The organism is Enterobacter sp. CC120223-11 (assembly GCF_900215375.1).
Classification (GTDB): Bacteria; Pseudomonadota; Gammaproteobacteria; order Enterobacterales; family Enterobacteriaceae; genus Scandinavium.
In genome coordinates, this window is the sequence record NZ_OBEF01000017.1 from 1 (window position 1) to 26,961 (window position 26,961).

At 54.8% G+C, this 26,961-nt stretch carries 25 protein-coding genes and 1 pseudogene; 14 read left to right on the forward strand and 12 right to left on the reverse strand.

What is annotated here, in order from left to right; all coding sequences use genetic code 11:
* The 3 genes and pseudogenes from CRO87_RS22600 to CRO87_RS22790 all read left to right on the forward strand — a co-directional run.
* On the forward strand, positions 1 to 1,638 hold a 1,638-nt coding region (locus tag CRO87_RS22600), incomplete at its 5' end, for a hypothetical protein (RefSeq protein WP_217992675.1).
* A gap of 85 nt (positions 1,639 to 1,723) precedes the next feature.
* A pseudogene (locus CRO87_RS17670) lies at positions 1,724 to 2,742 on the forward strand (tyrosine-type recombinase/integrase).
* Positions 2,743 to 2,841: 99 nt separating this feature from the next.
* Positions 2,842 to 3,600 (forward strand): hypothetical protein, encoded by a 759-nt coding sequence (locus CRO87_RS22790; protein WP_217992676.1) that lies wholly within the window; start codon positions 2,842 to 2,844, stop codon positions 3,598 to 3,600.
* Positions 3,601 to 3,775: 175 nt separating this feature from the next.
* Here CRO87_RS22790 and CRO87_RS17680 read toward each other — a convergent pair whose 3' ends face one another.
* The gene (locus CRO87_RS17680) at positions 3,776 to 4,138 is read right to left on the reverse strand and encodes a VOC family protein (protein ID WP_097164241.1); all 363 of its coding nucleotides are present in this window, start codon (positions 4,136 to 4,138) and stop codon (positions 3,776 to 3,778) included.
* Positions 4,139 to 4,265: 127 nt separating this feature from the next.
* On the opposite strand from CRO87_RS17680, the gene CRO87_RS17685 reads away from it, so the two are divergent.
* Positions 4,266 to 5,066 carry an SDR family NAD(P)-dependent oxidoreductase gene (locus CRO87_RS17685; RefSeq protein WP_097164242.1) on the forward strand — a complete coding sequence of 267 codons (801 nt, stop codon included), beginning with the start codon at positions 4,266 to 4,268 and terminating at the stop codon, positions 5,064 to 5,066.
* A 1-nt stretch (position 5,067) separates the two neighbouring features.
* Here CRO87_RS17685 and CRO87_RS17690 read toward each other — a convergent pair whose 3' ends face one another.
* Positions 5,068 to 5,922 carry a nickel/cobalt efflux protein RcnA gene (locus tag CRO87_RS17690; RefSeq protein WP_097164243.1) on the reverse strand — a complete coding sequence of 285 codons (855 nt, stop codon included), beginning with the start codon at positions 5,920 to 5,922 and terminating at the stop codon, positions 5,068 to 5,070.
* Positions 5,923 to 6,024: 102 nt separating this feature from the next.
* Here CRO87_RS17690 and rcnR point away from each other — a divergent pair, with 102 nt between their 5' ends.
* Positions 6,025 to 6,297: a Ni(II)/Co(II)-binding transcriptional repressor RcnR gene (gene rcnR / locus CRO87_RS17695; RefSeq protein WP_097164244.1), complete on the forward strand. Its 273-nt coding sequence runs from the start codon at positions 6,025 to 6,027 to the stop codon at positions 6,295 to 6,297.
* Positions 6,298 to 6,304: 7 nt separating this feature from the next.
* Here the strand turns inward: rcnR and CRO87_RS17700 are convergent, their stop codons facing one another.
* Positions 6,305 to 6,847, reverse strand: coding sequence for a TetR/AcrR family transcriptional regulator (locus CRO87_RS17700; RefSeq protein WP_097164245.1), 543 nt, complete (start codon positions 6,845 to 6,847; stop codon positions 6,305 to 6,307).
* 84 nt (positions 6,848 to 6,931) lie between these two features.
* Here CRO87_RS17700 and CRO87_RS17705 point away from each other — a divergent pair, with 84 nt between their 5' ends.
* Both CRO87_RS17705 and CRO87_RS17710 read left to right on the forward strand, forming a co-directional pair.
* Entirely contained in the window at positions 6,932 to 8,134 is a 1,203-nt protein-coding gene (locus tag CRO87_RS17705) for an MFS transporter (protein ID WP_097164246.1), read from the forward strand.
* Entirely contained in the window at positions 8,134 to 8,946 is an 813-nt protein-coding gene (locus CRO87_RS17710; RefSeq protein WP_097164331.1) for a Cof-type HAD-IIB family hydrolase, read from the forward strand. Before CRO87_RS17705 ends, CRO87_RS17710 begins: the two co-directional genes overlap by 1 nt.
* A gap of 70 nt (positions 8,947 to 9,016) precedes the next feature.
* Here CRO87_RS17710 and CRO87_RS17715 read toward each other — a convergent pair whose 3' ends face one another.
* Positions 9,017 to 10,246 (reverse strand): MFS transporter, encoded by a 1,230-nt coding sequence (locus CRO87_RS17715; protein WP_097164247.1) that lies wholly within the window; start codon positions 10,244 to 10,246, stop codon positions 9,017 to 9,019.
* Positions 10,247 to 10,522: 276 nt separating this feature from the next.
* On the opposite strand from CRO87_RS17715, the gene ybjG reads away from it, so the two are divergent.
* Positions 10,523 to 11,131 carry an undecaprenyl-diphosphate phosphatase gene (gene ybjG / locus CRO87_RS17720; RefSeq protein WP_097164248.1) on the forward strand — a complete coding sequence of 203 codons (609 nt, stop codon included), beginning with the start codon at positions 10,523 to 10,525 and terminating at the stop codon, positions 11,129 to 11,131.
* A gap of 74 nt (positions 11,132 to 11,205) precedes the next feature.
* On the forward strand, positions 11,206 to 11,970 hold the full coding sequence (deoR, locus tag CRO87_RS17725) for a DNA-binding transcriptional repressor DeoR (RefSeq protein ID WP_097164249.1): 765 nt from the start codon (positions 11,206 to 11,208) through the stop codon (positions 11,968 to 11,970).
* Positions 11,971 to 12,033: 63 nt separating this feature from the next.
* On the opposite strand, the gene dacC is transcribed toward deoR, so the two are convergent.
* Positions 12,034 to 13,242: a serine-type D-Ala-D-Ala carboxypeptidase gene (gene dacC / locus CRO87_RS17730; protein ID WP_097164332.1), complete on the reverse strand. Its 1,209-nt coding sequence runs from the start codon at positions 13,240 to 13,242 to the stop codon at positions 12,034 to 12,036.
* A 241-nt stretch (positions 13,243 to 13,483) separates the two neighbouring features.
* Between dacC and CRO87_RS17735 the strand changes: the two genes are divergently transcribed.
* Positions 13,484 to 14,110 carry a glutathione S-transferase family protein gene (locus tag CRO87_RS17735; protein WP_097164250.1) on the forward strand — a complete coding sequence of 209 codons (627 nt, stop codon included), beginning with the start codon at positions 13,484 to 13,486 and terminating at the stop codon, positions 14,108 to 14,110.
* Between the two features lie 2 nt (positions 14,111 to 14,112).
* Here CRO87_RS17735 and CRO87_RS17740 read toward each other — a convergent pair whose 3' ends face one another.
* Positions 14,113 to 15,225: a PQQ-dependent sugar dehydrogenase gene (locus tag CRO87_RS17740; RefSeq protein ID WP_097164251.1), complete on the reverse strand. Its 1,113-nt coding sequence runs from the start codon at positions 15,223 to 15,225 to the stop codon at positions 14,113 to 14,115.
* A 203-nt stretch (positions 15,226 to 15,428) separates the two neighbouring features.
* Here CRO87_RS17740 and CRO87_RS17745 point away from each other — a divergent pair, with 203 nt between their 5' ends.
* Entirely contained in the window at positions 15,429 to 15,659 is a 231-nt protein-coding gene (locus CRO87_RS17745) for a DUF2554 family protein (protein ID WP_097164252.1), read from the forward strand.
* A gap of 29 nt (positions 15,660 to 15,688) precedes the next feature.
* Here CRO87_RS17745 and ampC read toward each other — a convergent pair whose 3' ends face one another.
* Entirely contained in the window at positions 15,689 to 16,882 is a 1,194-nt protein-coding gene (gene ampC, locus CRO87_RS17750; protein ID WP_097164253.1) for a class C beta-lactamase, read from the reverse strand.
* 148 nt (positions 16,883 to 17,030) lie between these two features.
* On the opposite strand from ampC, the gene rimO reads away from it, so the two are divergent.
* Positions 17,031 to 18,356: a 30S ribosomal protein S12 methylthiotransferase RimO gene (gene rimO, locus CRO87_RS17755; protein WP_097164254.1), complete on the forward strand. Its 1,326-nt coding sequence runs from the start codon at positions 17,031 to 17,033 to the stop codon at positions 18,354 to 18,356.
* A gap of 95 nt (positions 18,357 to 18,451) precedes the next feature.
* Here rimO and gsiD read toward each other — a convergent pair whose 3' ends face one another.
* The 5 genes from gsiD to iaaA form a co-directional block, all read right to left on the reverse strand.
* Complete coding sequence (gene gsiD / locus CRO87_RS17760) at positions 18,452 to 19,363, reverse strand: glutathione ABC transporter permease GsiD (RefSeq protein WP_097164255.1); 912 nt, start codon at positions 19,361 to 19,363, stop codon at positions 18,452 to 18,454.
* Complete coding sequence (gsiC, locus tag CRO87_RS17765; protein ID WP_097164256.1) at positions 19,364 to 20,284, reverse strand: glutathione ABC transporter permease GsiC; 921 nt, start codon at positions 20,282 to 20,284, stop codon at positions 19,364 to 19,366. It lies immediately after the preceding gene.
* Positions 20,285 to 20,365: 81 nt separating this feature from the next.
* Positions 20,366 to 21,907: a glutathione ABC transporter substrate-binding protein GsiB gene (gene gsiB, locus CRO87_RS17770; RefSeq protein WP_097164257.1), complete on the reverse strand. Its 1,542-nt coding sequence runs from the start codon at positions 21,905 to 21,907 to the stop codon at positions 20,366 to 20,368.
* A 16-nt stretch (positions 21,908 to 21,923) separates the two neighbouring features.
* Entirely contained in the window at positions 21,924 to 23,780 is a 1,857-nt protein-coding gene (gene gsiA / locus CRO87_RS17775; protein ID WP_097164258.1) for a glutathione ABC transporter ATP-binding protein GsiA, read from the reverse strand.
* On the reverse strand, positions 23,780 to 24,718 hold the full coding sequence (gene iaaA / locus CRO87_RS17780; protein ID WP_097164259.1) for a beta-aspartyl-peptidase: 939 nt from the start codon (positions 24,716 to 24,718) through the stop codon (positions 23,780 to 23,782). The genes gsiA and iaaA overlap by 1 nt, the downstream gene beginning before the upstream one ends.
* 198 nt (positions 24,719 to 24,916) lie before the next feature.
* On the opposite strand from iaaA, the gene moeA reads away from it, so the two are divergent.
* Both moeA and moeB read left to right on the forward strand, forming a co-directional pair.
* Positions 24,917 to 26,152, forward strand: coding sequence for a molybdopterin molybdotransferase MoeA (gene moeA, locus CRO87_RS17785; RefSeq protein ID WP_097164260.1), 1,236 nt, complete (start codon positions 24,917 to 24,919; stop codon positions 26,150 to 26,152).
* The gene (gene moeB, locus CRO87_RS17790; protein WP_097164261.1) at positions 26,152 to 26,904 is read left to right on the forward strand and encodes a molybdopterin-synthase adenylyltransferase MoeB; all 753 of its coding nucleotides are present in this window, start codon (positions 26,152 to 26,154) and stop codon (positions 26,902 to 26,904) included. Before moeA ends, moeB begins: the two co-directional genes overlap by 1 nt.
* Positions 26,905 to 26,961: the final 57 nt, after the last annotated feature.

The following is a 26,961-nucleotide window of genomic DNA, read 5'->3' on the forward strand; positions in this document are numbered from 1 at the left end:
ATAAGCTTTATAAGCTTTATAAGCTTTATAAGCTTTATAAGCTTTATAAGCTTTATAAGCTTTATAAGCTTTATAAGCTTTATAAGCTTTATAAGTAATTTAAATGATATATCAATGAAAGGTCGAGTCATATCAACACTGAACCTCAAATTTAATAGAAGGATCATCCGCATGAATCTTGGATGGGAAGACTTAGAAAATATCCAATCAAACCATTGGCAATTAAAAGAAAGTGATCGTATTTCAAACAACTTTCACTCTTTCGAAATATTTCGAGACGACAAGCTTAGTTTAAAATTAAAAATAACATACAAACTTGTTAATCAACATTTTTCAAATGATTACTTTTATAAAGAACCAGAAAGAAGAGCTGGTGAGGTATACGTAACTGATGGTTTTCTTACCTTAGAAAATATTTTCGATGAAAATGTCAGGTTAGAAATCACTGGCATAACATTAATTAATAAAAATATCGTACACAATGAGCATGAAATCGTTGCTACAATTACGTGTGCAATAAATAACCTAAAAAAATCAAATGATTCAGAAAATAATTTAGGAAAGGATAAATTCACAATTGACTGGATTACAAATCTGGATATTGGGAATTATCATTGGAGTTCAAGTGTTAACGAAAAAAGTGAGAAAAAAACAACTAGAGATTTTAAGTCAGTAAACAACACCATTTCATTCACTGAGAATCGAGATAATTTTTCGAGCAACTCAAATTGCTGTAACATTCGGATTAATAATTTGGATGTTTTTTTTGGAAGAACGGATTGTCCAAACATTGATAAAAAATACAACCCTGGATTCATTCTTTATAGTGAAAAGTGTAACAGCGATCTGAGAAAGAAAATAAGAAACGCATTATCATTTATATTGGGTTGCAAATTAATCCATATTTCAAGTGTTTTAAAAGATGAGAATTATAATTCTGTTGAATGCGAAATCCATACACAATCGGCAATAAATGATCTTTATCATTCATCTTATAGCCTTCCTCCTTCACCGCTACATCCTGCAGATACAAATTATTTATTCCTTGGAGAAAACGAAATTGGATTAATGGTTCAGAAGATTGTAACTTCTTATGATGATTATGATTTTTCGCATTTTTCATGGCTATATTGGCATGCCGTAGCTTCTCCTTTACACCTCAAGGGTGTTGGGTTTGGAGCCAGCTTAGAATTCATCCAACGTAAATATATAGAAAACAATGCCACTGACTTCAACCAAAAACTTATCAGCAAAGCTTTATGGAAGCCCCTTTATAAATCGTTAAGTACAATCTTAGAGGATTCCACCGGCTTATCTGAGGATGAAAGAAGATTACTTTCAAATAAACTATCAAGTTTGAATCAAACTCCACACTCAATTTTAACAAGTAGATTTTATGAACTACTAAACCTTTCTTTAGGAGATTTAGAATTGATAAGCTTCAAACAACGCAATAACTCCGCTCACGGAAACAAATCTGATGAGGTCGGAATAATCCCGTTGGTTCGTGAAGTGAAAATTTTGAGGATATTATGCAATCGTATAATATTGAGAATCTACAACCTTTCCGATTATTACAATGACTTTTATAGCTTAGGCTTTCAAACACGACATCTGAGTGATTCAATCCCCAAATAAAAGTGATGTTTGATTTCTGATTTACAAACATTAAAACTGGATATATATACAGTTAAATTTAGCCTTCAGACATGAGGGCTTTTTTATGGCAGTACGAAAACTCGACACAGGAAAATGGATTTGTGAATGCAACCCCGCCGGGCACAGTGGACGGCGTGTGCGTAAGCTGTTTGCCACTAAAAGCGAAGCATTAGCTTTTGAGCGCCACACTATAGATGAAACGAAGGCTAAGCCCTGGCTGGGTGAATCGGTAGACCCCCGGACTCTGAAAGACGTCGTAGAACTCTGGTTCAAGCTGCACGGCAAATCCCTGACCGCTGGCAAACATGTTTACGACAAGCTGGTCTTGATGATCGATGCTCTCGGAAACCCTCTCGCTACTGATCTCAGATCGAAATTATTCGCGCATTAACGTGACAAGCGGCTGACAGGTGAAATCTACTTTAGTGAGAAGTGGAAGAAAGGTGCCAGCCCGGTAACTATCAATCTGGAGCAAAGCTATCTGAGTAGCGTTTTTAGTGAGTTGGAACGGCTCGGAGAATGGACAGCACCAAACCCACTGGAAAGCATGCGCAAGTTCACGATTGCCGAAAAGGAAATGGCCTGGCTTACACATGAACAAATCACAGAACTTCTCTACGACTGCGAGCGTCAAAGCCCCCACTCGCTCTGGTTGTGAAAATCTGTCTGAGCACCGGAGCACGCTGGCGCGAAGCAGTGAACCTCACGCGATCTCAAGTCACGAAATACTGAATCACGTTTGTCAGAACTAAGGGCAAAAAAAACCGCAGCATTCCGATAAGCGAAGAGCTGTATGAGGAAATTATTGCCCTGGATGGCTTCAATTTCTTTACTGACTGCTACTCCCAGTTTTCAGCTGTGATGGACAGGACTTCCATTATCCTTCCTCGTGGGCAGCTTACTCACGTTCTGCGGCATACCTTCGCAGCACACTTTATGATGTCCGGTGGGAACATCCTTGCCTTACAAAAAACCCTTGGACACCACGATATAAAAATGACAATGCGCTATGCTCATTTAACCCCAGATCACCTTGAAACCGCCTTACGTTTCAACCCGTTAGCTACTATGCATGCTAGTTAAAACTGAAATATTCTTTACATCTCTGTTTTATGAGGAATAAAAGATGATACTATCATCACACATTCCTCATATTTTTCTAAAACAGCGCTTCATATTAAAATGTTAAAAGAAAAAATCATTAGCCTATTTTTATTTACATCAATAGCTCTACTCTCCTTTTGTACCTTTTCAAAAGGAGGTAATGTTCACGTTAATGGATACTTTAGAAGTAATGGTACTTATGTACAACCGCACTACCGTACAGCACCAGACCATAACTTTTATAACAATTGGAGCACAAGAGGCAATGTAAACCCTTATACGGGTAGAGCAGGCACAAAAGAATATCCTTCTAATTCATACCCAAATCTTGGCAACCCATCTTATCACTCAAATTCTGTCACACCTAATTCCTATAGCTCTAACCCTATAAATTCCTCTCCTCCTAAAAGTAACAATTATTACTCTGGAGAAAATTTCATGGAAATACAAAAGAAAAAAGACATAGAACGAGCAAAATATTGGAAGTTGAAAGGGTATAACTTCGATCCAAATTACACAACAAGTTTTATGATGGATCAAAAAGTCAAAGATATAGAAAGAGCAAAGTACTGGAAGTTGCAAGGATATGAATTTGATGCAAACTATACTACAAGTTTTATGATGGACCAAAAAGTCAAAGACATACAAAGAGCTAAATACTGGAATGCTAAAGGTTACAACTTTGATGCTAATTATATGACTGATTTTATGATGGATCAGAAAGTTAAAGATATTCAGAGAGCGGCTTACTGGAAAACTAAAGGGTTGGATTTCAATCCTAACTACATGACAGATTTCATGATGGATATGGAAGCTAAAAATAGAGGCGTCCATTAATCGCGAAAGTGCCGACAAAGTGGCGACAGCGGTTGGCAATACCCCGTAATCGTCACTTCTCACCACTAAACTAACTTATTGATTATCTTACAAGTCGCTGTTTTTACTAACCCGTTTACACAAATGTTTTTTTTGTAGCCTGAAATCCCGAACTCCATTCCGATCAACAAATTACTCACCACGCCCCCTCCTCCCTGACCATATGCACAATTCCGCACGGGCTCATGATCCAGCCTCCTTTAAAGCCTTCGGGCAAGGGTTCTACGGCATCGCACCGGACCACGCCCTTCTCTTCCAGCTGTTTTTCTGCCTGTGCAAAATTGGGAGTGAAAAGTTCCAGCCAGATTTCGGCCTGGCTCAGCGCCGGGGCTTCATCAATCCACAGCCGGTTGGGTCCGAGAACAAACCCTGTCGCGGGCGGCTTATCGGTGATTTCTTCCAGCCCCAGCGTATTGCGATAGAACGCTATCGTCTGCTGATACTGGTGCGGCGGCACTTTCAACGCGATATCAATCCCACCTTTAATCTCTGTCTTCATAACCAGGCCTCTGATTAAAAAACAATCACAATGGTTCAGTATGTCGCAGCATTACGCTTTGCGCCTGGCTTGCACCGCACAAGTTCTCACCCATACTTTTCAAAGGCGAAATGCGTGAGGAATAGTGATGATGCTTCAGGGCAAAGTGGCCGTAATCTTCGGAGGCAGCGGCGCAATAGGCCGTTCGGTCGCGCTGGCGATGGCGCGGGAAGGTGCTCGGGTCTGGCTTCTCGCGCGCGAACAGGCTCGACTCGATAATGCTGTGGCCGAAGTACGCGCGGCAGGATTCAATGCAAATACCCTCATCGTTGATGCTCTTGATGAGCAATCCACGCTCGACCAGGCAGCAAAACTCGCCCAACAAACCGGCGGAATTGACATCGTCGTGAATGCCACGGGTTTTATGCACGATCAGGGTAAAGGGATTCTGGCGCTCAGCCTGTCCGAATTCAGGCAAGGATTCGATCCGTTCTTATCAGCGATGTTCAATATTTCAAAAGCGGTGACACCACATATGGGTGGTGAGCGGGCGGGTGTCATTCTGACGGTCGTCGCACCCGCAGGCGCAATGGTGATGCCAAATCATCTGGGTCATATTGTCGGCTGCGCGGGCACTGAAGCATTTGTTAAATCGCTCGCCAGTGAGCTTGGACCAAAAAACATTCGGGTGGTTGGCGTGCGTTCTCACGCCATTGTTGATGCGGTCGCAGCCGGGTCTTATACCGCCGAAATCTTTGCACCAAAGGCGCAGGCGATGGGCATAACCGTAGAGCAGTGGTTAGGTGGCGCGGCGCAAAGCACAATGCTTAAACGCCTGCCTACGCTTGCAGAAGTGGCTGGGCTGATGACTTTCCTGGCATCAGAACGGGCAAATTCCATGACCGCCACCGTCGTTAACCTCACGGCAGGTGCAACCACCAGCGGCTAGATTATTTCAGAATGGCGCTGAGGCCATGTACAGCCATATAAACACCAACCACGGCAATCAGCACGCTGGAAAAGTAAGGTGCACGCCGGGCAATTTTGTTAAACCCGCTCCAGCGTTTTGCCGCATGGCGAACGCCTATCGCGGCCCCTGCCCCTACAGTTACCAGCGTTAATGCCAGTCCAATGCTGAAACTGATAACCATGGTCGCCCCCAGGGCCAGTGCTTTCAGCTGAATACAGATAAGCATGACCGTCACCGCTGCAGGGCATGGGATCAGACCCCCCGTCAACCCAAACAGCAGGATCTGCCCGTTGGTAACGTCACGATCGGTAAACTTGCGCTGGATTTCATTGGCGTGATGGCGCTCATGCGCGTCCTGATATTCACGTGAACCCTGCTCCAGCCCCGCCAGTTCAGCATGCGTATGATCGTGATGATGGTCGTGGTCGTGGTCGTGGTCGTGGTCGTGGTCGTGGTCGTGATGATGCTGCGACTGCATTTCCTGCAACCAGTTTTTTTCATGGCGCCAGGTACGCTGGAACATCCAGAACGCGGTGCCCAGAATAATGACCGCAGAAACCAGCTGGAGCCAGGGCTCCGCCGACTGCGCGGTAAATTGCTGACTGATGTACATTCCCCCAAACGCGATTATCCAGACAATCGCCGTATGGCTCACCGTCGCCGCCAGCCCCAGCATCACGGCCTGCCGGACCGTGCCCTTAATTGCCACGATAAATGCTGCCATCATGGTCTTGGAGTGGCCGGGCTCGAGGCCGTGTAAAGCCCCTAACAATATTGCACTCGGAATAAAAAACCAGGCATTGCCCTGCTGAAACAGGGTGGTGAAATCGGTCATAGGGTGTTATCTCGTCAGGCATTGATGCGACGCATTCTACTCCCCCCCAGTAGATCGCCAATGGTATTATGGCCCCACTTTTACCGCCGTGGAGAACCAAGCATGTCCCATACTGTCCGTGATAAACACAAGCTGAAAACCCGCGCGAACAAAATTCAGGGTCAGGTTAACGCCCTGAAAAATATGCTCGATGAGCCGCACGAGTGCGCAGCAGTGCTGCAGCAAATTGCCGCCATTCGCGGGGCGGTGAACGGGTTAATGCGGGAAGTGATCAAAGGCCATCTGACGGAGCATATCGTCCATCAGGAAGATGAAGTTCAGCGCGAGGCCGATCTGGATGTGGTGCTGAAAGTACTCGATTCCTATATCAAATAACCCGCTTTCACAGGCGGGCAATTCTCCCGACCATTTCTCGAATCTCCTCCTTGCCCAGCGGCGCGCGGTCCGTCACAAAATGCAGCGTCATCCCCTCGATAAACGCATCCAGCGCGCGAGCCGTGGCCGAATCAAACCACTGCTCCAGCACCTGCTGGCTGCCCTGCATCCAGTTTTGCATTACGTTTTTGAGCGCCGGTTTGCAGCCGATAAACGCATACAGCTGATACATCAGCTCCATGTTGCGCGTCGTCGTGACCTGGGCGCTGAAAATCAGCTGCGTGATGGCGTCACAGGCCTGCTGTGGGGAGTTCACTTCGGCAAAAAATGCTTTGTACTGCACCAGCATGTCATCGGTGAAGCCGCTGAACGCTTCCTCCAGAAGCGCGTCGATACCGCTGAAGTAATACGTCATTGACCCCAGCGGCACATCGGCGCAGCTGGCGATTTTGCGGTGCGTGACGGCCTGAATACCATGCTGCGCGATGGTGTCCAGCGTCGCCTGCAGGATCCTTTCGCGTCGTTGCGGATCGTTGGGTCTACGGGCCATCATTTTTCCTTATGTGATTTATGTACAAATGTACACAACCTTGCTAGTGTTGTCTCTCCCTCTTTTTGTACAGGCAGTATACGGATGACGTCGCTTTCTTCCCGCCGGGCCCTGCAGTTGCGCATGTGGGCGCTGTTTATGTTCTTCTTTTTACCGGGCCTGTTGATGGCCTCCTGGGCCACGCGAACGCCCGCCATCCGTGACATTCTGTCAGTGAACACCGCCGGAATGGGCATTGTGCTGTTTGGCCTGTCGATTGGTTCGATGAGCGGCATTCTCTGCTCGGCTTGGCTGGTGAAGCGCTTTGGCACCCGCAAGGTTATCCGCACCACCATGTCCTGTGCGCTGGTCGGGATGATGATGCTTAGCATCGCACTGTGGCTCGCCTCGCCTTACTGCTTCGCCTTTGGTTTGATGGTGTTTGGCGCAAGCTTTGGTGCCGCCGAAGTGGCGATTAACGTTGAAGGCGCCGCCGTCGAACGTGAAATGAATAAGACCGTGCTGCCGATGATGCATGGCTTTTACAGCTTCGGCACGCTCGTTGGCGCAGGTATCGGCATGGCACTCACGGCCTTTGGTCTGTCGGCCACCATCCATATTCTGCTGGCCGCGCTCTGCGGCATCGCGCCTATCGCCATTGCCATCAAAGCCATTCCGGACGGCACAGGCAAAAACACGGCTGAAAACAGTGAGCATCACGAAAAAGGCGTTCCGTTCTGGCGCGACGGGCAGCTGATGCTGATTGGTGTGGTGGTGCTGGCGATGGCATTTGCCGAAGGCTCCGCTAACGACTGGCTGCCATTGCTGATGGTGGACGGTCACGGCTTCAGCCCGACCTCGGGCTCGCTGATTTATGCAGGCTTCACCCTCGGCATGACCGTCGGGCGTTTCACCGGCGGCTGGTTTATCGACCGCTACAGCCGCGTGGCCGTGGTCCGCGCCAGTGCGATTATGGGCGCACTCGGCATCGCACTCATTATTTTTGTCGACGTCGACTGGGTCGCTGGCGTCTCGGTTATCCTCTGGGGACTCGGCGCGTCGCTCGGCTTCCCGCTGACCATTTCCGCCGCCAGCGACACCGGCCCGGACGCACCCACCCGCGTCAGCGTTGTCGCCACCACTGGCTATCTGGCGTTCCTCGTTGGCCCGCCGCTGCTCGGTTTCCTCGGCGAACATTACGGCCTGCGCAGCGCCATGCTGGCGGTGCTGTCGCTGGTCATTGTCGCCGCCCTGGTGGCCCGCGCGGTCGCCAAACCTGAATCTGAACCCGTTACGGAGAGTGCATGATGAGTATCAAACTGATTGCCGTCGATATGGATGGAACCTTTCTCAACGATGAAAAGCGCTACAACCGGACGCGCTTTCTCGCCCAGTATCAGCAGCTGAAGGAACAGGGCATTCGCTTTGTGGTCGCCAGCGGCAACCAGTACTGGCAACTGATCTCCTTCTTTCCGGAGATTGCCGATGAGATTGCCTTCGTGGCGGAAAACGGCGGTTGGGTAAGGGATGCAGGCCAGGACATCTTCAACTGCGAGCTGCCTTTAGCGCACTTCCGTCAGGTGGTGGACTTTCTCCACACCCTGCCGGACGTGGAAATCATCGCCTGCGGCAAACGCAGCGCCTATACGCTGAAGCGCTATAACGACGAACTGAAAGCGATGGCGGCGCTCTACTATCACCGCCTCGAATTGGTCGACAGCTTCGATAATCTGGACGATACCTTCCTGAAATTTGGCCTGAACCTGCCGGACAGGCTGGTGCCGGAGGTGCAGAAAGCCCTGCACGAAGGCGTCGGCGACCTGATGACCGCCGTCACCACCGGGCATGGCAACATCGACCTGATCATCCCGGGCGTGCATAAGGCCAACGGCCTGCGCATTCTGCAACAGCGCTGGGGCATTGAGGACAGTGAAGTGGTGACGTTCGGCGACAGCGGCAACGATCTGGAGATGCTACGCCAGGCAGGGTTTGGGTTTGCAATGCAGAACGCGTGCGAGGCAGCGGTTGAGGCCGCGAATCACCGCGCACCGCATAACAATGATGAAGGCGTTTTGCAGGTGATTGATAAAGTTTTGAGGCGGGAAGCGCCTTTTCATTAACCGTTTGAATGCCAGGTGGCGCTTCGCTTTACCTGGCCTACAGGTCCCGTAGGCCAGGTAAAAAAACAGGTTACTGCTGCGAACTGCCGACCGTTTTATCTTTCAGGAAGTAGACAATCAGCCCCAGCCACAGAATCCCGTTGGCAAGGTTAAACCCGCTGAACAGGCCGTTTCCACCGAACTGGTACGCGTGTTTGCTCACCTCAATACCCACGGTGAAAATCAGCATCTGCAACATGCCCATCGCCGCCGACACCGTGCCTTTACTCATGTCGCTGGCAAACAGCGTCAGACGAACCAGGCCCGCGTTAGCAATCCCAATCCCGAAGGCATAAACGCTCAGACCTGCAGTCATCCACAAGTAGGCGTGGGTGGAGACAACGGTTGCCGCCGCGGCGATAACCAGCCCCGCCATAATCGGCCAGCCGCCGGCAATAATCAGCCAGCGCACGGATTTGCGTGAAGTCAGCTTCGCCAGCACGAGGTTGCCGACAATCAGCGCGCCAAAAATCGGTACCTGCAGCATGCCATATTCATAGGTGCTGGCCTGTTCGCCGCTGATGATGATCACCGGCGATTGTGCAATCCACGCCAGCAGCGGCAGGCTGACAAACCCGGTCGCCAGCGCACCCGCCACAAAGCGCAGGTTTTTCAGTACCAGGCCATAGTCTTTACCGAGCTCTTTGATTGAGAGCTTTTCGCCCAGTCGCGTCGCGGTTTCCGGCATCGCTCTTTGCAGACCAAAGAAGGAGATCAGCGCCAGCCCCGCAAACAGCACGAACATCGTTTCCCAGGGCGCGAGATGCACCCAGGCGGCACCCACCAGCGGCCCGAGCAGGGGGGCAATCAGCGCCACGTTCGCCATCAGCGCGGTGATTTTGATACACACCGCCTCCTCAAACGACTCCTGAATCGCCGCATAGCCCACCGCGCCAATAAAGCACAGGCTGATGCCCTGCAGGAAGCGCAGGAAGGTGAACTGTTCGATGTTCTGCGCCAGCAGCGTTGCCAGACAGGTAATGATGAACCACACCACGCCGGTGAGCATCACCGGACGACGGCCAATACGGTCCGACAGCGGCCCGAGCAGCCACTGCAGGAACATGCCTCCTGCCAGATAGGCGGTCATCGAGGTCGGCACCCACTCCATCCCGGCGTTAAACTGCTCAACCACTGTTAACATGCCTGGCTGGATCATGTCATTGCCGATATAGGTTGAGAATTCGTAAAGCACCAGACAGAGCGGGAAAAGTAACGCCTGACGACCGAGGCGTTTACCTGAAAGTGAAGGGTTTTGCATGCAATCTCTTAACGGTAAAAAATCGCGTGAAGTGTAATGAATGATAGCGGATGGCGGTAGCGAAAAGTGCGTGAAACACCCTGTTACAGCACAATTTTACTCGTTTAAGGTTCGCTTAAGTTGCGGACCCTATACTTGCCAGCCTTGTAAGCAGAAAGATAAACGCTGGCTGAACACAAATCGCAACCCCCGGACAATTAAGATAATCCCTCTTTACCGTACCGGCTGTGATTTTTAAGGTGAGCATGGTCATCAAACTGTAAGAGTCCGCACGCTATGCTGGAAAATTTGAACACTTCGCTGTTTTACTGGATTAACGCCACGCCTGCGTCGCCGCAGTGGATGATTTCACTCGCGATTTTCATCGCCAAAGATCTGATAAGCCTCGTTCCCCTGTTGGCGGTCGTACTCTGGCTGTGGGGGCCACGCACGCAGGTCTGCGCCCAGCGCCAGCTGGTGATTAAGGTGGCGATGGCCATTGGCGTCAGCCTGCTGCTCTCCTGGACTATTGGGCACATTTATCCGCATGACAGGCCCTTTGTCGACGGTATCGGCTATAATTTCCTGCATCACTCCGCCGATGACTCCTTCCCAAGCGATCACGGCACGGTGATTTTCACGTTTGCCCTCGCCTTCCTGTTCTGGCATCGCCTGTGGTCCGGCGTTTTCCTGCTGGCTATCGGCTGCGCCATTGCCTGGTCCCGCGTGTATCTTGGCGTCCACTGGCCGCTGGATATGGTCGGCGGCTTCCTCGCAGGTCTCAGCGGCTGTCTCGCTGCCCAGATCATGTGGCGGATGTTTGGCCAGGCCATCTACCGTCATTTGCAGGCCGCGTATCGTTTTTGCTTTGCTCTGCCTATCCGTAAGGGCTGGATACGTGACTAAGCCCGGCGGCACAGGTAAAATCGCCGCCGGACTCTCCGCCTGATGCGGAGGGCATGAAGGTTTACAGGGGTTCTATGGAAACACGGCGCGATGAGCGAATCAGTCAGCTTATTCAGGCTCTTAAACGCAGCGATAAGCTCCACCTAAAGGAAGCCGCCGCGCTGCTCGGCGTTTCTGAGATGACCGTTCGCCGTGACCTCAACTGCCACAGCGGGCCTGTCGTCCTCCTCGGCGGCTACGTCGTGCTGGAACCCCGCAGCGCCAGCCACTATTTACTGAGCGATCAGAAAACCCGCCTGGTGGATGAAAAGCGCCAGGCCGCCCGACAGGCGGTGAAGCTGCTCAAAGCCCATCAGATGGCGTTTTTCGACTGCGGCACCACCACGCCGTGGATTATTGACGCCATCGACGACGACCTGCCGTTTACCGGCGTTTGTTACTCCCTGAACATCTTCCTGGCTTTGCAGGAAAAACCGCTGTGCCGCGCCATCCTCTGCGGCGGTGAGTTTCACGCCAGCAACGCCATTTTCAAGCCGCTCAGCCCGCAAGACACCCTGAGCCATCTCTGTCCCGATGTCGCCTTTTATTCCGCCGCAGGCGTTCACGCCACACTCGGCGTAACCTGCTTTAATCTTGATGAGCTGCCGGTAAAACACTGGGCGTTAGCCAGCGCACAAAAGCACGTGTTGGTGGTTGATCACAGTAAATTTGGCAAGGTAAGACCGGCGAGGATGGGCGAATTAGCTCGCTTTGACGTTATCGCCAGCGACCGCCGCCCGGATGACGAGCTGACGGCGCTGGCAAAGCAGCGCGGCATCACGCTGCTGTTTGATAAGTAATTGCATTCACAGGCCGTGTAGCCTGTAGGCCGGGTAAGGCGGAGCCGCCGCCCGGTAATGTGGTTAAGAGAACCAGCCCCCGAACCACTCGTGGAATTTCATCATCACGAAGTCCACTATCCGGTTAAAGAACCCGCCCTCATTGACCGCTTCCATCACGATAAGCGGCCGCTGCTCGATGGTTTTATCATTGAGCTTAAAGTCGATGGTGCCAACAATCTGCCCTTTCGCCAGCGGCGCAGTCAGCTGCGGCTGATTCAGGGTGTAGCTCGCTTTCAGGTTTTTCAGCTGACCACGCGGCAGCGTGATAGAACCCGCTTCCCCCGCGCCAAGCTTGGCCTGGCTATTGTCGCCGTACCACACTCGCTGCTCAATGAAGGTGGCGTCAGGCTTGATTGGCGTGACGGTTTCGTAGAAGCGGAAACCCCAGGTCAGCAGTTTTTCAGACTCATTAAAGCGTATGCGGTCGGTTTTGGTGCCAAGCACTACCGCAATCAGGCGCATATCGCCCTGCTTAGCGGAGGATACCAGGTTGTAGCCCGCACCCGCAGTGGTCCCCGTTTTTACGCCGTCCGCCCCGAGGCTGGTATTCCACAGCAGACGGTTGCGGTTCGGCTGCTTAATGTTATTGAAGGTGAACTCTTTTTCCTGATGAATGGCGTATTCGTCCGGCACGTCGTGGATCATGGCTTTGGTCAGCAATGCCATGTCGCGGGCGGTACTGAACTGACCCGGTGCGTCCAGGCCGTGCACGGTTTTGAACACGGTGTTGGTCAGGCCGAGCTTCTGCGAATAGCTGTTCATCAGGCTGATGAAGGAGTCCTGGCTACCGGCGACAAAGTCCGCCAGTGCAATACAGGCGTCGTTCCCTGACTGGATAATCACCCCTTTGTTGAGGTTCTCCACGGAAACCTGATCGCCAGGCTTCAGGAACATCACCGACGAGCCGCGCAGCGCGGGGTTGCCCGTCGCCCATGCATCTTTGCCGATGGTCACCATGTCGGTCAGTTTGATTTTATTGGCTTTAATTGCTTGCCCGACCACGTAGCTGGTCATGATTTTGGTCAGGCTCGCCGGATCGAGTTTATCGTCGGCATTGCCTTCGCTCAGCACTTTGCCGCTGTTGTAATCCATCAGGATCCAGGCTTTGGCATCGACCGGCGGAGCTTCCGGTTGTTGAACAGCATCGGCAGCCTGTAAGGCAGGTGCCACGAGGAGTAAAAGCAGAGAGCCTGCCGCCAGGCCGCGGGGAGAAACAACTGTACGCGTCATAAAAGCCACCCAAGTATCCATTCCAAAACACACGTTACGTCACCGACGCCGTGTAACAACAGGCGGTGAGTAATAACGTAGAAATGATCTTAAAGAAACAATGCGTTGGTAAAGTTTTTAAAGTTTACGCAAGAACGGCGCGTTGTGCTGAAAACCGGACAATTTTTTTGATCGTGGTTGTATGAAGGTTGAATTTATTCGACCATGAGCCTTCACTTATGCGCTGAAAAACGGGGTAACGATGATTACGCTTTGGGGCAGAAACAACTCTACCAATGTTAAAAAGGTTCGCTGGACGCTGGAAGAACTCGGTCTTTCCTACAATCAGATCCTGGCCGGGCTGGAGTTTGGCCTGAATCACGACGCTGACTATCTCGCCAAAAACCCCAACGGGCTGGTGCCGCTACTGCATGACGACGAGACGGATATCACCCTGTGGGAATCCAATACCATCGTGCGCTATCTCGCCGCGCAGTACGGCGAAGGTAGCCTGTGGCAAAGCAACCCGGCGAAGCGCGCGCAGGGTGAAAAGTGGATGGACTGGGCCAACGGCACGCTCTCTCCGGCGCATCGGGTGATTCTGATGGGGCTGGTGCGCACGCCAGAGGAAAAACGCGACCACGCCGCCATTGAGGCCGCTATCGCGCAGTGCGAAAAGCTGTTCACCATCCTGGATGATGCGCTGGCGAACTCCACCTGGCTTTCGGGCGACGAGTTTGGTACCGGCGACATTGCCGTCGCCCCGTTCGTTTACAACCTGCTGGAAACGGTGAAAACCTGGCAGCCCCATCCGAACTTACAGCGCTGGTATCAGCAGCTCGCCCGCCGCCCGGCGTATCAGAACATAGTGATGATCCCGGTAACCTGATCTCAGGCAGCCGGACTCACCTTCAGCAGTTCCCCATCGGACTCGTCGGTCAGCACGTACAGATAACCGTCGGGTCCGATTCGCACATCGCGAATGCGCTGTTTTCTGTCGCCCAGAATGCGCTCCGACTCCGTCACCTTATTACCGTCGACGTTCAGCACGATCACTTCCTGATCCTTTAACGCTCCGATAAACAGCTTGTGCTGCCACTGCGGGAACTTATCGGCGTTATAGAACGCCATACCGCTCACCGCCGGAGAGTGCTTCCAGAAGAAAAGCGGCGGTTCAGTGCCCGCCACTTTTTCACCTTTGGCCTCCGGGATCGGCAAACCGCTGTAGTTGATGCCGTGGGTTGCCAGCGGCCAGCCGTAATTTTTTCCGCGCTGCGGAATGTTAATTTCATCCCCCCCGCGTGGCCCGTGCTCGTTCAGCCACAGCGTATGGCTCCAGGGATTCATCGCCATGCCCTGTGGATTACGGATGCCGTATGACCAGATTTCCGCCCGCGCGCCGGGCTGGTTCACAAACGGGTTATCCGATGGCACTTTGCCCTCTTCGGTCAGGCGCACCACTTTGCCCTGCAGTTTATCGAGATCCTGCGCCGTAGAGCGCTGGTTGTTTTCACCAAGGGCAATGTAGAGATAGCCCTTGCCGTCGAACACCAAACGGCCGCCAAAGTGGTTGCCGGTAGAAAGTTTCGGCATCTGTCGGAACACAACCTGGAAAGCTTCAAGCCGCGTTAAGTCATCGCTCAGCCGACCATAGCCCACCGCCGTGCCCGCTTTACCGTCATCGCCCACTTCGGCATAGCTCAGCCAGACCCTTCTGGACTGCGCGAAATCGGGCGCCAGCACGACATCCAGCAAACCACCCTGCCCGTTCGCCCACACCCGCGGAATCCCCACCAGCGGGTCTGAAAGCCCTTTCCCCTCCTGCCAGAGTCGCAGCTGCCCACCGCGCAGGGTAATCAGCAGACCTTTGTTATCCGGCAAAAAGGCCATCGACCAGGGGTGATCCAGCTTGCGCTGCAGCACCTCCACACGGACGTCCGCAGCATACAGAGCCGGAGAGATCAGCAGGCTGGCGAGCAGAACGTTCAACGCAAAACGGGACATGGCGGGCTCCTTATACGGTCACTGCGTTTAAGGTTAGCCAGCCTGCCGGGCCCGTCCTCAACTTTTACAAAAGCTTAACTATCACCCGCCAAATGTCGGCACAAAAATGCAACACCTGTTGAGGTTTTGTTTGGAAAACTGAATAGTCACGGAACGAAACCATTGCTATAGTGCGCCGGTCTTCACAACCAGCCGGTGCAATAATGTTCAAAAAAGGGTTATCTGTCTTTTTGCTGCTGTGCTCGCTTTTTTCAGGACAGCTTTTAGCGAACGTCCACGGACATGAGTTTTATCAGGAACAGAGCGCCGACCACTGGATGCGGCACAATGCAGACAGCGATGAAATTCGGGCAAGAACAAAGGATGCAGCTGATGAATTACGTGAGGATCACCACACCATCAAGGATCGCAAACCTGAAACGATCCATCTTTAACGTGCCTCCCCGAAGGGAGGCGCATGAACTTACTGTAACGCGTTCAGAATTTGCCAGGCCGCGGTGACGCGAACCGGGTTCGGGTAGTTCTTGTTCGCCAGCATCACAATGCCCATCTGCTGCTGCGGCACATAGGCAATATAGGCGCCAAACCCGTTGGTGCTGCCCGTTTTATGCAGCCAGCTGGCAGGGGTTGCCGGGCGTGCCGGAGTCTGCAACGCAGCCGGGCTTGCCTTCAGCGCCACATCGTTGCCGCTGGCGGTAATTACCTGCTGCGGGTTGATCGGCCACGGGTACATTTCCCAGCCCAGCCCCTGATACATATCGCCCACTTTGTAGTAACCACTTTGCGCAGTACTGATGGCCTTTTTCAGCACGGCATCGTCAGCAGGCAGCTTCTGCGGCGCGATATTTGCCTGCATAAATTTCGCCATATCTTTGATGGTGGTTTTCACACCGTAGGCTTCCGCATCCAGCATGCCAGGTGTCACACGCACAGGTTTCCCGTCCCGATAACCCCAGGCGTAGTTCGCCCGTTTCGTTTCTGGCACGCTGATATACGTGTGCTTCAGCTTGAGCGGAGCAAACACGTTCTTTTGCATGAACTGTTCAAAGCTCAGCCCGCTTTTGCTCACCGCCAGCGCGCCAAACAGACCGATGCTGGCGTTGGAATAATTGCGCATGGTGCCAGGCGTCCACTGTGGCTGCCAGCCGTTATAGTAGCGCCAGAGTTCGCTCTGATTCGTCACCTCATCCGGCACCTGAAGCGGTAAACCGCCCGCGGTGTAGGTGGCCAAATCCAGCATAGTGATTTTCTGCCACTGCGGCGCGGTCAGCGCTTTGTTGTACTCTGCAGCCGGGTCGCTGAGCTTCATGATGCCGCTTTCCAGCGCATAAGCGCCTGCGGTGCCGGTAAAGGTTTTACTGACCGACCCGAGTTCAAATACGGTGTTGCCGGTCACCGGACGTTTCGCGTCAACATCCGCGAGGCCGTAGTGGAAATAGTAAGGTTTGCCGCGATAAATCACCGCCACCGCCATGCCAGGGATCTGCTGCTCTTTGAGCAGCGGCTTAACGGTATCATCGACAATTTGCTGTAATTTTTGCGCAGAAACGGGTTCCGATGCGCTGGCAATGAGCGGCACAGCGGCCAGTGAAGTGGCAAGGAGCAGCGCCGCAAAACGCGGACGATGAAGTAAAGATGTGCAGGTGTTCGTCTTCATTTTTCCTCCTGATAAACGAATCTTAACGATCAACCCGCGCCATTAAGCCGAAAACCCTGGCTCACTGCAAATCTTCAGTACAAATTTCCCGCCGACCTCTGTAGAATCCACGCCCTGACCACTCCAAAAATCGAACAATTTTTAAGCTATGAGCAATGTGACACAGCAGCCGAAAATCGGCTTCGTCTCTCTGGGTTGCCCGAAAAACCTGGTGGACTCTGAACGTATCCTCACCGAACTGCGCACCGAAGGCTACGACGTGGTGCCAAGCTATGACAACGCTGACATGGTTATCGTCAACACCTGCGGTTTTATCGACAGCGCGGTGCAGGAGTCTCTGGAAGCCATCGGCGAAGCCCTGAAAGAGAACGGCAAGGTGATTGTCACCGGCTGCCTGGGTGCGAAGGTCGATCAGATCCGCGAAGTGCACCCAAAGGTGCTGGAAATCACCGGCCCGCACAGCTATGAACAAGTGCTGGAACACGTGCACCACTATGTGCCGAAACCGCAGCACAACCCGTTCCTGAGCCTGGTGCCGGAACAGGGCGTGAAGCTGACGCCGCGCCACTACGCCTACTTAAAAATTTCCGAAGGCTGCAACCACCGCTGCACCTTCTGCATTATTCCTTCTATGCGTGGCGATCTCGACAGCCGTCCGATTGGCGATGTGCTCTCTGAAGCAAAACGTCTGAAAGATGCGGGCGTAAAAGAGCTGCTGGTTATCTCCCAGGACACCTCCGCCTACGGCGTTGACGTCAAACACCGCATGGGCTTCCACAACGGCGAGCCGGTTAAAACCAGCATGGTTGGCCTGTGTGAGCAGCTGGCGAAGCTCGATATCTGGGTTCGTCTGCACTACGTTTACCCGTATCCGCACGTGGATGACGTTATTCCGCTGATGGCGGAAGGCAAAATCCTGCCGTACCTCGATATCCCGCTGCAGCACGCCAGCCCACGCATTCTCAAGCTGATGAAGCGCCCTGGCTCCGTTGACCGCCAGCTGGCACGTATTAAGCAGTGGCGTGAAATCTGTCCGGAGCTGACCCTGCGCTCGACCTTTATCGTCGGCTTCCCGGGTGAAACCGAAGAAGATTTCCAGATGCTTCTCGACTTCCTGAAAGAAGCGCGTCTGGACCGCGTCGGCTGCTTCAAATACAGCCCGGTTGAAGGTGCCACCGCCAACGAACTCGAAGGCCAGGTGCCGGAAGAAGTGAAGGAAGAGCGCTGGAACCGCTTCATGCAGCTGCAGCAGCAGATTTCGGCCGAACGTCTGCAAGAGAAGATTGGCCGTGAAATCATGGTCATTATCGACGAAGTGGATGAAGAAGGCGCCATTGGCCGCAGCATGGCCGACGCCCCGGAAATCGACGGCGCGGTGTATCTCAACGGAGAAACCCGCGTGAAGCCAGGCGACGTGCTGCGTGTGAAAGTCGAGCACGCCGATGAGTACGACCTGTGGGGTACGCGGGTTTAAGCTTCCCTTTGTAGGCCCGGTAAGGCGTTAGCCGTCACCGGGCGCTATCGATATTGCCGGATGGCGCTTCGCTTATCCGGCCTACAAAATCTCTCCTACCCCTTTATCTTCGGATCCAGCGCATCGCGCAGGCCGTCGCCCAGCAGGTTAAACGCCAGCACCGTCAGAAAAATTGCCAGCGCCGGGAACAACGCGACGTGCGGCGACATCACCATATCCGCCCGCGCTTCGTTAAGCATCGCGCCCCACTCCGGCGTCGGCGGCTGTGCGCCGAGCCCGAGGAACGACAGGCTGGCGGCGGAGATAATCGACACGCCAATACGCATGGTGAAATAGACCACGATCGACGACACCGTGCCCGGTAGAATATGGCGGAACAAGATGGTGGCATCGCTGGCACCAATGCTGCGTGCAGATTCGATAAACGTCTGCTGCTTCAGGACCAGCGTGTTGCCGCGCACCAGGCGGGCGAAGGCGGGAACGGAGAAAATCGCCACCGCGATAATCACGTTGGCCATGCCGCTGCCCATCACCGCCACCACGGCAATCGCCAGCAGAATGCCTGGGAAGGCGAAAAGCACATCGCAGATGCGCATAATGACCCTGTCCCACCAGCCTTCGTAATAGCCCGCCAGCAGGCCAAGCACCGTACCAATCGCAGCACCAATCAGGACGGCAAAGACGCCCGCCGCCAGCGAAATCTGCGCACCGACCAACACGCGACTGAAAATGTCGCGCCCGAGCGAATCGACGCCAAACCAGTGCAGCATCGACGGGCCTTCGTTCAGCCTGTCGTAGTCGAAATAGTTTTCCGCATCGAATGGCGCTATCCACGGCGCGACTATCGCCACCACAATCAGGAACAACACAAACACACCCGCAGCCATCGCTACCGGCTGTTTACGGAACTTACGCCAGAACTCATGCCACGGCGTGCGCACCTTGCCGGGCGCTATGCCGGGGAGTGCGTTCATCAACGCCTGACGTCGCCAGTTTACCAATCGCATTTACTTGTACCGGATTGCCGGGTTGATGACGGCATACAGCACGTCCACCAGCAGATTGATTAAAATAAACTCCAGCGAAAAGAGCAGCACTTCTGCCTGAATCACCGGGTAATCACGCATTTCCACCGAGTCCACCAGCAGGCGTCCGAGCCCCGGCCAGTTGAAGACCTTTTCGACCACGATAGAGCCGCCGAGCAGAAAGCCAAACTGCAGCCCCATCATCGTCACCACCGGGATCATCGCGTTGCGCAGGCCGTGTTTGAGTACGACCAGAGTTTCGCTGACGCCCTTGGCCCGCGCGGTACGCATATAATCTTCGTTGAGCACGTCCACGAAAGAAGCACGGGTGAAGCGCGCCATGACCGCTGCCACGGCGGCCCCCAGGGTTATCGAAGGCAGAATGTAGTGCCGCCAGCTGTCGGCCCCGACGGTAGGCAGCCAGCCGAGCTGCACAGAGAAAATTTGCATCAGCAGCATTCCCAACGCAAAGGCCGGGAAAGAGATCCCGGTGACGGCCAGCGCCATGCCGAGCCTGTCCGGCCAGCGGTTTCGCCACACGGCGGCAGCCACGCCCATCGCCATACCGAAAATGACGGCCCAGATCATGCTGCTGAGCGTCAGCCACAGCGTCGGCATAAAGCGGCTGGCGATCTCCTCCGACACCGGACGGCGCGACACCATCGAGATGCCGAAATCCCCGTGCAACACGTTGGCGATATAGTGCCCGAACTGGATGTACAGCGGCCGATCGAGCCCTAACTGCTGGCGCACCATCTCCACTACCTGGGCGTCGGCTTCCGGTCCGGCAATCAGTCGCGCCGGGTCACCCGGCAGCAAATGAACAAACAGGAACACCAGCACCGCAACGATAAGCAGCGTCGGGATAAGGCCGAGCAACCGTTTAAGAACGTAGTTAAGCATCCGTTCCCCTCACCCCGGCCCTCTCCCCAGAGGGGCGAGGGAGAAAAACAAGATCGGCCAGACTGCTGTAGATCAACGTAATCACTGCTTCAGATCCGCCTCGTCAAAGCTGAAACCTGTGTCCGGCATAATGTAAAAACCGGTCAGGTTTTTGCTGTGGGCCGACACCAGTTTTTCCACCACCAGCGGCACCCACGGCGACTCTTTCCAGATGGTGTCCTGGGCGTCTTTATACAGGCGCGCTTTCTCTTTCGCATCGCTGGTTTTCAGCGCGTCAGTCAGATCTTTATCCACCTGCGGATTGCTGTAGAAGGCGGTATTGAACTGCGTTGGCGGCCAGTTTTGTGAGGCGAACAGCGGCGAGAGCGCCCAGTCCGCTTCCCCGGTCGAGGCCGACCAGCCGGTGTAGAACATCCTCACGCCGCTCTCTTTCTGCCCTTTCGCCTCGACTTCGGCAGCGCGCTGACCCGCATCCATTGCGGTGACCTTCGCCTTGATGCCCACCTGCGCCAGCTGCTGCTGAGTGAACTGAAGCACTTTCTGCGCAGTGCTGTGGTTATGCGAGGACCACAGCGTGGTGCTGAAGCCGTTCGGGAACCCGGCCTCTTTCAGCAGTTCACGCGCTTTGGCCGGATCGTATGGCCAGGGTTTGTAGGATTCTGAATATGCAATCGCAGGCGGGAGCACGCCGGTTGCCGGGGTGGCATAACCCGCAAAGGCCACTTTCACCAGCGCCTGGCGGTTGATGGCGTAGTTTATTGCCTCGCGCACTTTCGGGTTATCAAACGGCTTCTGAGTGACGTTCATGCTGATATAGCGCTGCATGATGGAGGGGCTTGCCACCAGTTCCAGCTTGCTGTTTTTCTCAAGCAAGGGAGCCTGCTCGTAGGGGATTGGGAAGGCAAACTGCGCTTCACCCGTTTGCAGCATTGCGGCGCGGGTGTTGTTATCCACCACAGGACGCCAGGTGATGGTATCAAGCTTCGGCAGGCCCGGCTGCCAGTATCCGGCGAATTTCTTCACCTTCACAAAATCGGTCTGATTCCAGGTTTCCAGCTGATACGGCCCGGTACCAACCGGGTGGAAGCCAATCTCTTTGCCGTATTTTTTCAGTGCCGCCGGGGAGATCATCGCCGTCGCCGGGTGGGCAAGAATGTTGATAAATGCCGAGAACGGCTGCTTCAGGGTAATTTTCACCGTCTGCGGATCGACGGCTTCGGTGCTGGCGATGTTTTTATAGAGGTTATAGCGCTTGAGGTGGTTATCCGGGTTGCTGGCGCGGTCGAAGTTGGCTTTTACCGCCTCAGCGTTGAAATCCGTTCCGTCCTGGAACTTCACACCGCTACGCAGCTTAATGGTATAAACCAGCCCGTCGTCTGAAACCTTGTACTCCTCCGCCAGTACGTTGTGCAGCTTCATGTCTTTATCGAGGCCAAACAACCCCTGATAGAAGGACTTAGCGACGGCCTGAGAGAGCGTGTCGTTGGCATCGTACGGGTCAAGGGTGGTGAAGTTCGATCCTACCGCAACCACCACGTCTTTTGCCGCCCACGCGGGCGTCGCGGCCAGGGCGGAAACAACACCCAGCGCCAGCAGCCATTTACCTGAATTCTGTTGTGACATGTTGTTCTCCTGAAGTTTATGGATGCGCAAGCGCGCTGGGCGTATCGTCCCTGACAACAAAATGGCCCGGACTCACCTGAACCATCTGCGCGCTGGCCTGCACTGCGCCACGCGGATAAATATTCCCAGGCAGCTCGTCGGACAGCAGCACGCGCTGCGGTCGGCGGTGCGCCGGGTCAGCAACCGGTACGGCCGCCATCAATTTACGGGTATAGGGATGCTGCGGGTTTTCAAATAGGGCGCGCCTCGGGCCCATTTCGACAATGCGCCCGCGGTACATCACCGCCACGCGGTGGCTGATGCGTTCCACCACCGCCATATCATGAGAGATGAACAGGTACGAGATGCCCATTTCACGCTGCAAATCGAGCAGCAGATTGATGATCTGCGCCCGAATAGAAACATCGAGCGCAGAAACGGCCTCATCGGCAATCACCACTTTCGGATTCAGCGCCAGCGCCCGCGCGATGCAGATACGCTGGCGCTGACCACCTGAAAACTCATGCGGATAGCGCCAGGCGTGTTCCGGCAACAGGCCCACTCGCTCAAGCAGCCATGCCACCCGGCGGCGGGCATCCTCGTCCGACAGAGTGTTGTGCACCCGCAAAGGCTCAAGGATGGAATAGCCGACGGTCTGACGCGGATCGAGGGAGGCAAACGGATCCTGAAAGATAAACTGAATATCACGCCGCAGCGGCTGGAGTTGACTGTCGGTCAGGGTATCGATCCGCTGGCCGTTAAAGATGATGCTGCCGCTTTGCGATTCGACCAGCCGCAGCAGCGCCCGCCCGGTGGTGGATTTACCCGACCCGGATTCGCCCACCAGCGCCAGCGTTTCGCCAGGCCAGAGATCGAAACTGACCTTTTCTACCGCGTGCACTTCTCGGGTCACGCGATTGAGCAGCCCGCTGCGCAGCGGGAAGCGGGTGACCAGGTCGCGCACCTGTAAAATCGGCTCGCCGGGGACGACCGTGTCCTGCTCTCCTTTCACCACGGGCGCATTGTGCAAAGGGAAACGCCGCGGCAAATCTGTGCCGCTCATCGCGCCCAGCGTCGGCACCGCCGCCAGCAGCGCCTGAGTGTAAGGATGCTGAGGCGCGCTGAAAATTTGCTCCACGCTGCCGGTTTCGACCGCTTCCCCCTGATACATCACCAGCACGCGATCGGCAATGTCCGCCACCACGCCCATATCGTGGGTGATGAAAATCACCCCCATTTCCATCTCTTTTTGCAGGACGTCAATCAGCTGAAGAATTTGTGCCTGGATGGTAACGTCCAGCGCCGTGGTGGGCTCATCAGCAATCAGTACCGCCGGGCGGCAGGACAACGCCATCGCAATCATTACACGCTGGCGCATGCCGCCGGAAAGCTGATGCGGGTAGCGTTTTAGGATGGTTTCCGCGTCAGGAATGCGCACCTGATCGAGCATCTTTTTGGCGGCTTTCAGCGCCTCCTCGCGCCCGCTGCGCTGATGCAAGCGAATGGATTCGGCAATCTGCTCCCCGACGGAAAATACCGGGTTCAGCGACGTCATCGGCTCCTGGAAAATCATCGCCATATCCGCGCCGCGCACGTGGCGCATCTGCGAGGCGCTTTGTTGGGTCACCTCAATCACGTCATGATTGCGCCGCCGGAGCAGCATCGCATCACTCTTAACGTCGCCGCCGGCCTGTTCCAGCAAGCGCATCAGCGCCAGCGCAGTGACCGATTTCCCCGAGCCTGATTCGCCGACAATCGCTAACGTTTCGCCCCGCTTGAGGCTGAAAGAGAGGTGTTTCACCGCCTGAACAACGTGCTGCTCTTGCTGAAAAGCGATGTTGAGGTCGCGCACAACCAGCACGTCGCTGGCATCGATTTGATGAGGCTGCGGCATCAGCGATAAATCCCCACGCTTGGCGTATCGCTGGCGGAGGCCCAGGCCCGATACATGCCTTCGCTGTTAAACGGCATCGCCACGTTGCCCTCACGATCGACGGCAATCAAACCGCCGCTGCCACCGAGCGCGGGCAGTTTTTCCATCACCACGCGTTCGCAGGCGTCATGCAGGCTTAAATCGCTGTATTCCATCAACGCAGAAATGTCGTAGGCTGCGAGCGCGCGGATAAAGACTTCGCCCGTCCCGGTGCAGGACACCGCAACGCTGGCGTTATTGGCATAGCAGCCTGCTCCCGGCAGCGGGCTGTCGCCCACTCGCCCCGGCAGTTTGTTGGTCATACCGCCGGTCGAAGTGGCTGCGGCGAGGTTCCCTGCAAGATCGAGCGCAACCGCACCCACTGTGCCCATTTTGGTGTTTTCATCGAGCGGCGCGCCGCCGTGATCGAGCTGCATGTTGCCTGCCGCCTGCACCTGACGCAGTTGCGCCAGCCGCTCGGGCGTGGAGAAAAAATCATTGCTGACGCTTTCCATGCCGTGATCTACGGCAAAACGTTCAGCCCCTTCGCCAATCAGCAAAACGTGCGGGCTCTGTTCCAGCACCAGGCGGGCCGCAAGAATGGGGTTGCGCAGGTGTTTGACGCCAGCAACTGACCCGGCGTGCAGTGAATAACCGTCCATCACGCAGGCATCGAGTTCGTGGGTTTCATCGGCGGTGAAAACGGCCCCGGTTCCGGCATTGAATAAAGGGCACTCTTCCAGCAGCCGCACGGCTTCGGTGACCACGTCAAGCGCACTCGCCCCTTGCTCCAGAAGCTGTTTGCCCACTTCAACGATAGCGGCGAGGGCTTCCACATAGTCCTTCTCACGCTCTGGCGACAGGCTGGCGCGGGAAATGGCTCCGGCCCCGCCATGAATGGCGATTACTGCGTTACTCATTGCGCCCTTCCCTTCGGCTGACGGAATGCTTTTTCGATTAAGAGTATAAATATCATCATATTGACGATTAATTTATATGATTTTTGAATATAGAAAGCGCCGTCCGTGCTGTAAAGGCCCACGTGCGCCTGGCGTACAGTCTGGCGCACTTTTCTGCCATAATGGGCGCAACAGACGAATTGTCGCAGGAGTGTAGTAATGGATTTTAACGCCGGACTGATGCCGCTCGACGTGGCGCTCACCGAGATGCTGAACCGAATTTCCCCGCTTAATGCCACAGAAACGTTGCCGCTGGTGCAGGCCTTTGGTCGCATTACGTCCCAGGACGTGGTGTCGCCCCTCGACGTGCCGGGCTTTGATAATTCAGCAATGGACGGTTACGCCGTGCGCCTCGCCGACCTGGCCGACGGCAAAGCGCTGCCTGTTGCGGGTAAAGCGTTTGCGGGCCAGCCGTTTGAAGGCGAATGGCCTGCCGGCAGCTGCGTACGCATCATGACCGGTGCGCCGGTTCCACCGGGCTGTGACGCCGTGGTGATGCAGGAAGAAACCGAACAAGCCGCCGACGGCGTGCGCTTTACCGCCAGCGTCAAAGCAGGCCAGAACGTCCGCCTGCGTGGGGAAGATATTCGTGCGGGTCATGCCGTGTTCCCGCGCGGCACACGGCTGACGGTAGCAGAACTGCCTGTGCTGGCCTCGCTCGGCATCGCCAGTGTCGAGGTGGTGCGCAAAGTGCGCGTGGCGGTGTTCTCCACCGGCGATGAGCTGAAGCTTCCCGGTGAGCCGCTGGCTGCCGGGCAAATCTATGACACCAACCGCCTGGCCGTTCACCTGATGCTGGAACAGCTGGGCTGCGAGGTGATCAATCTCGGCATTATTCCGGATGACCAGGACAAGCTACGTGCGGCGTTTATCGAAGCCGACAGCAAAGCCGACGTGGTGATAAGCTCCGGCGGCGTTTCCGTCGGCGAGGCGGACTACACCAAAACCATTCTCGATGAGCTCGGCGAAATCGCCTTCTGGAAGCTCGCCATCAAACCCGGCAAGCCTTTTGCCTTCGGCAAGCTGAGCCACAGCTGGTTCTGCGGCCTGCCAGGCAACCCGGTTTCTGCGGCGCTGACGTTCTATCAGCTGGTGCATCCGCTGCTGGCTAAGCTGAGCGGCAACCCGGACTCAGGCCTGCCGCCTCGCCTGCGCGTTCGCACAACCACTCGCCTGAAAAAATCGCCTGGCCGCCTCGACTTCCAGCGCGGCGTGCTGACGCGTGACGCGAACGGTGATTTGACCGTGGCAACCACCGGTCATCAGGGCTCGCACGTTTTCAGCTCCTTCAGCCAGGGCAACTGCTTCATCGTGCTCGAACGCGACCGCGGCCACGTTGAAGTGGGCGAATGGGTGGAAGTGGAGCCGTTTAACGCGCTGTTCGGAGGGCTGTAATGAGCGTGGAGCTGAGCGACGCGGAGATGCTGCGCTACAACCGACAAATTGTGCTGCGCGGTTTCGATTTTGACGGTCAGGAGAAGCTGAAAGCGGCGCGGGTGCTGGTCGTCGGGCTGGGCGGCCTGGGCTGCGCGGCTTCGCAATATCTGGCGGCGGCGGGCGTCGGGCAGATGACGCTGCTCGATTTCGACACCGTCTCGCTCTCCAACCTGCAACGCCAGACGCTGCACAGTGATGCAACCATCGGCCAGCCGAAAGTGGCATCAGCCCGCGAGGCGCTGGAACGCATCAATCCATACGTGCAGTTCAGCTGCATCGACGCGCAGCTCGATGAAACCGCTTTGCATGAGCAGATTGCCGGGCACGATCTGGTGCTCGACTGCACCGATAACGTGACTATCCGCAATCAGCTCAACGCGGGCTGTTTTGCGCATAAAACGCCGCTGGTGTCCGGCGCCGCCATTCGGATGGAAGGGCAAATCAGCGTCTTTACTTATCAGCCCGGCGAGCCCTGCTATCGTTGCCTGAGCCGCCTGTTTGGCGAAAACGCCCTGACCTGCGTGGAAGCAGGAGTGATGGCCCCTCTGGTCGGCGTGCTCGGCTCCCTTCAGGCAATGGAAGCCATCAAACTGCTGACGGCTTACGGCACGCCTGCGGCGGGGAAAATCGTGATGTATGACGCGATGACCTGCCAGTTCCGTGAGATGAAACTGATGCAGTTTGCCGGGTGTGAGGTTTGCGGAGCGTAAGGTTTTCGGTTCAGCGAATGCCTGATGCCCTCTCCCCAACCCTCTCCCACGGGGAGA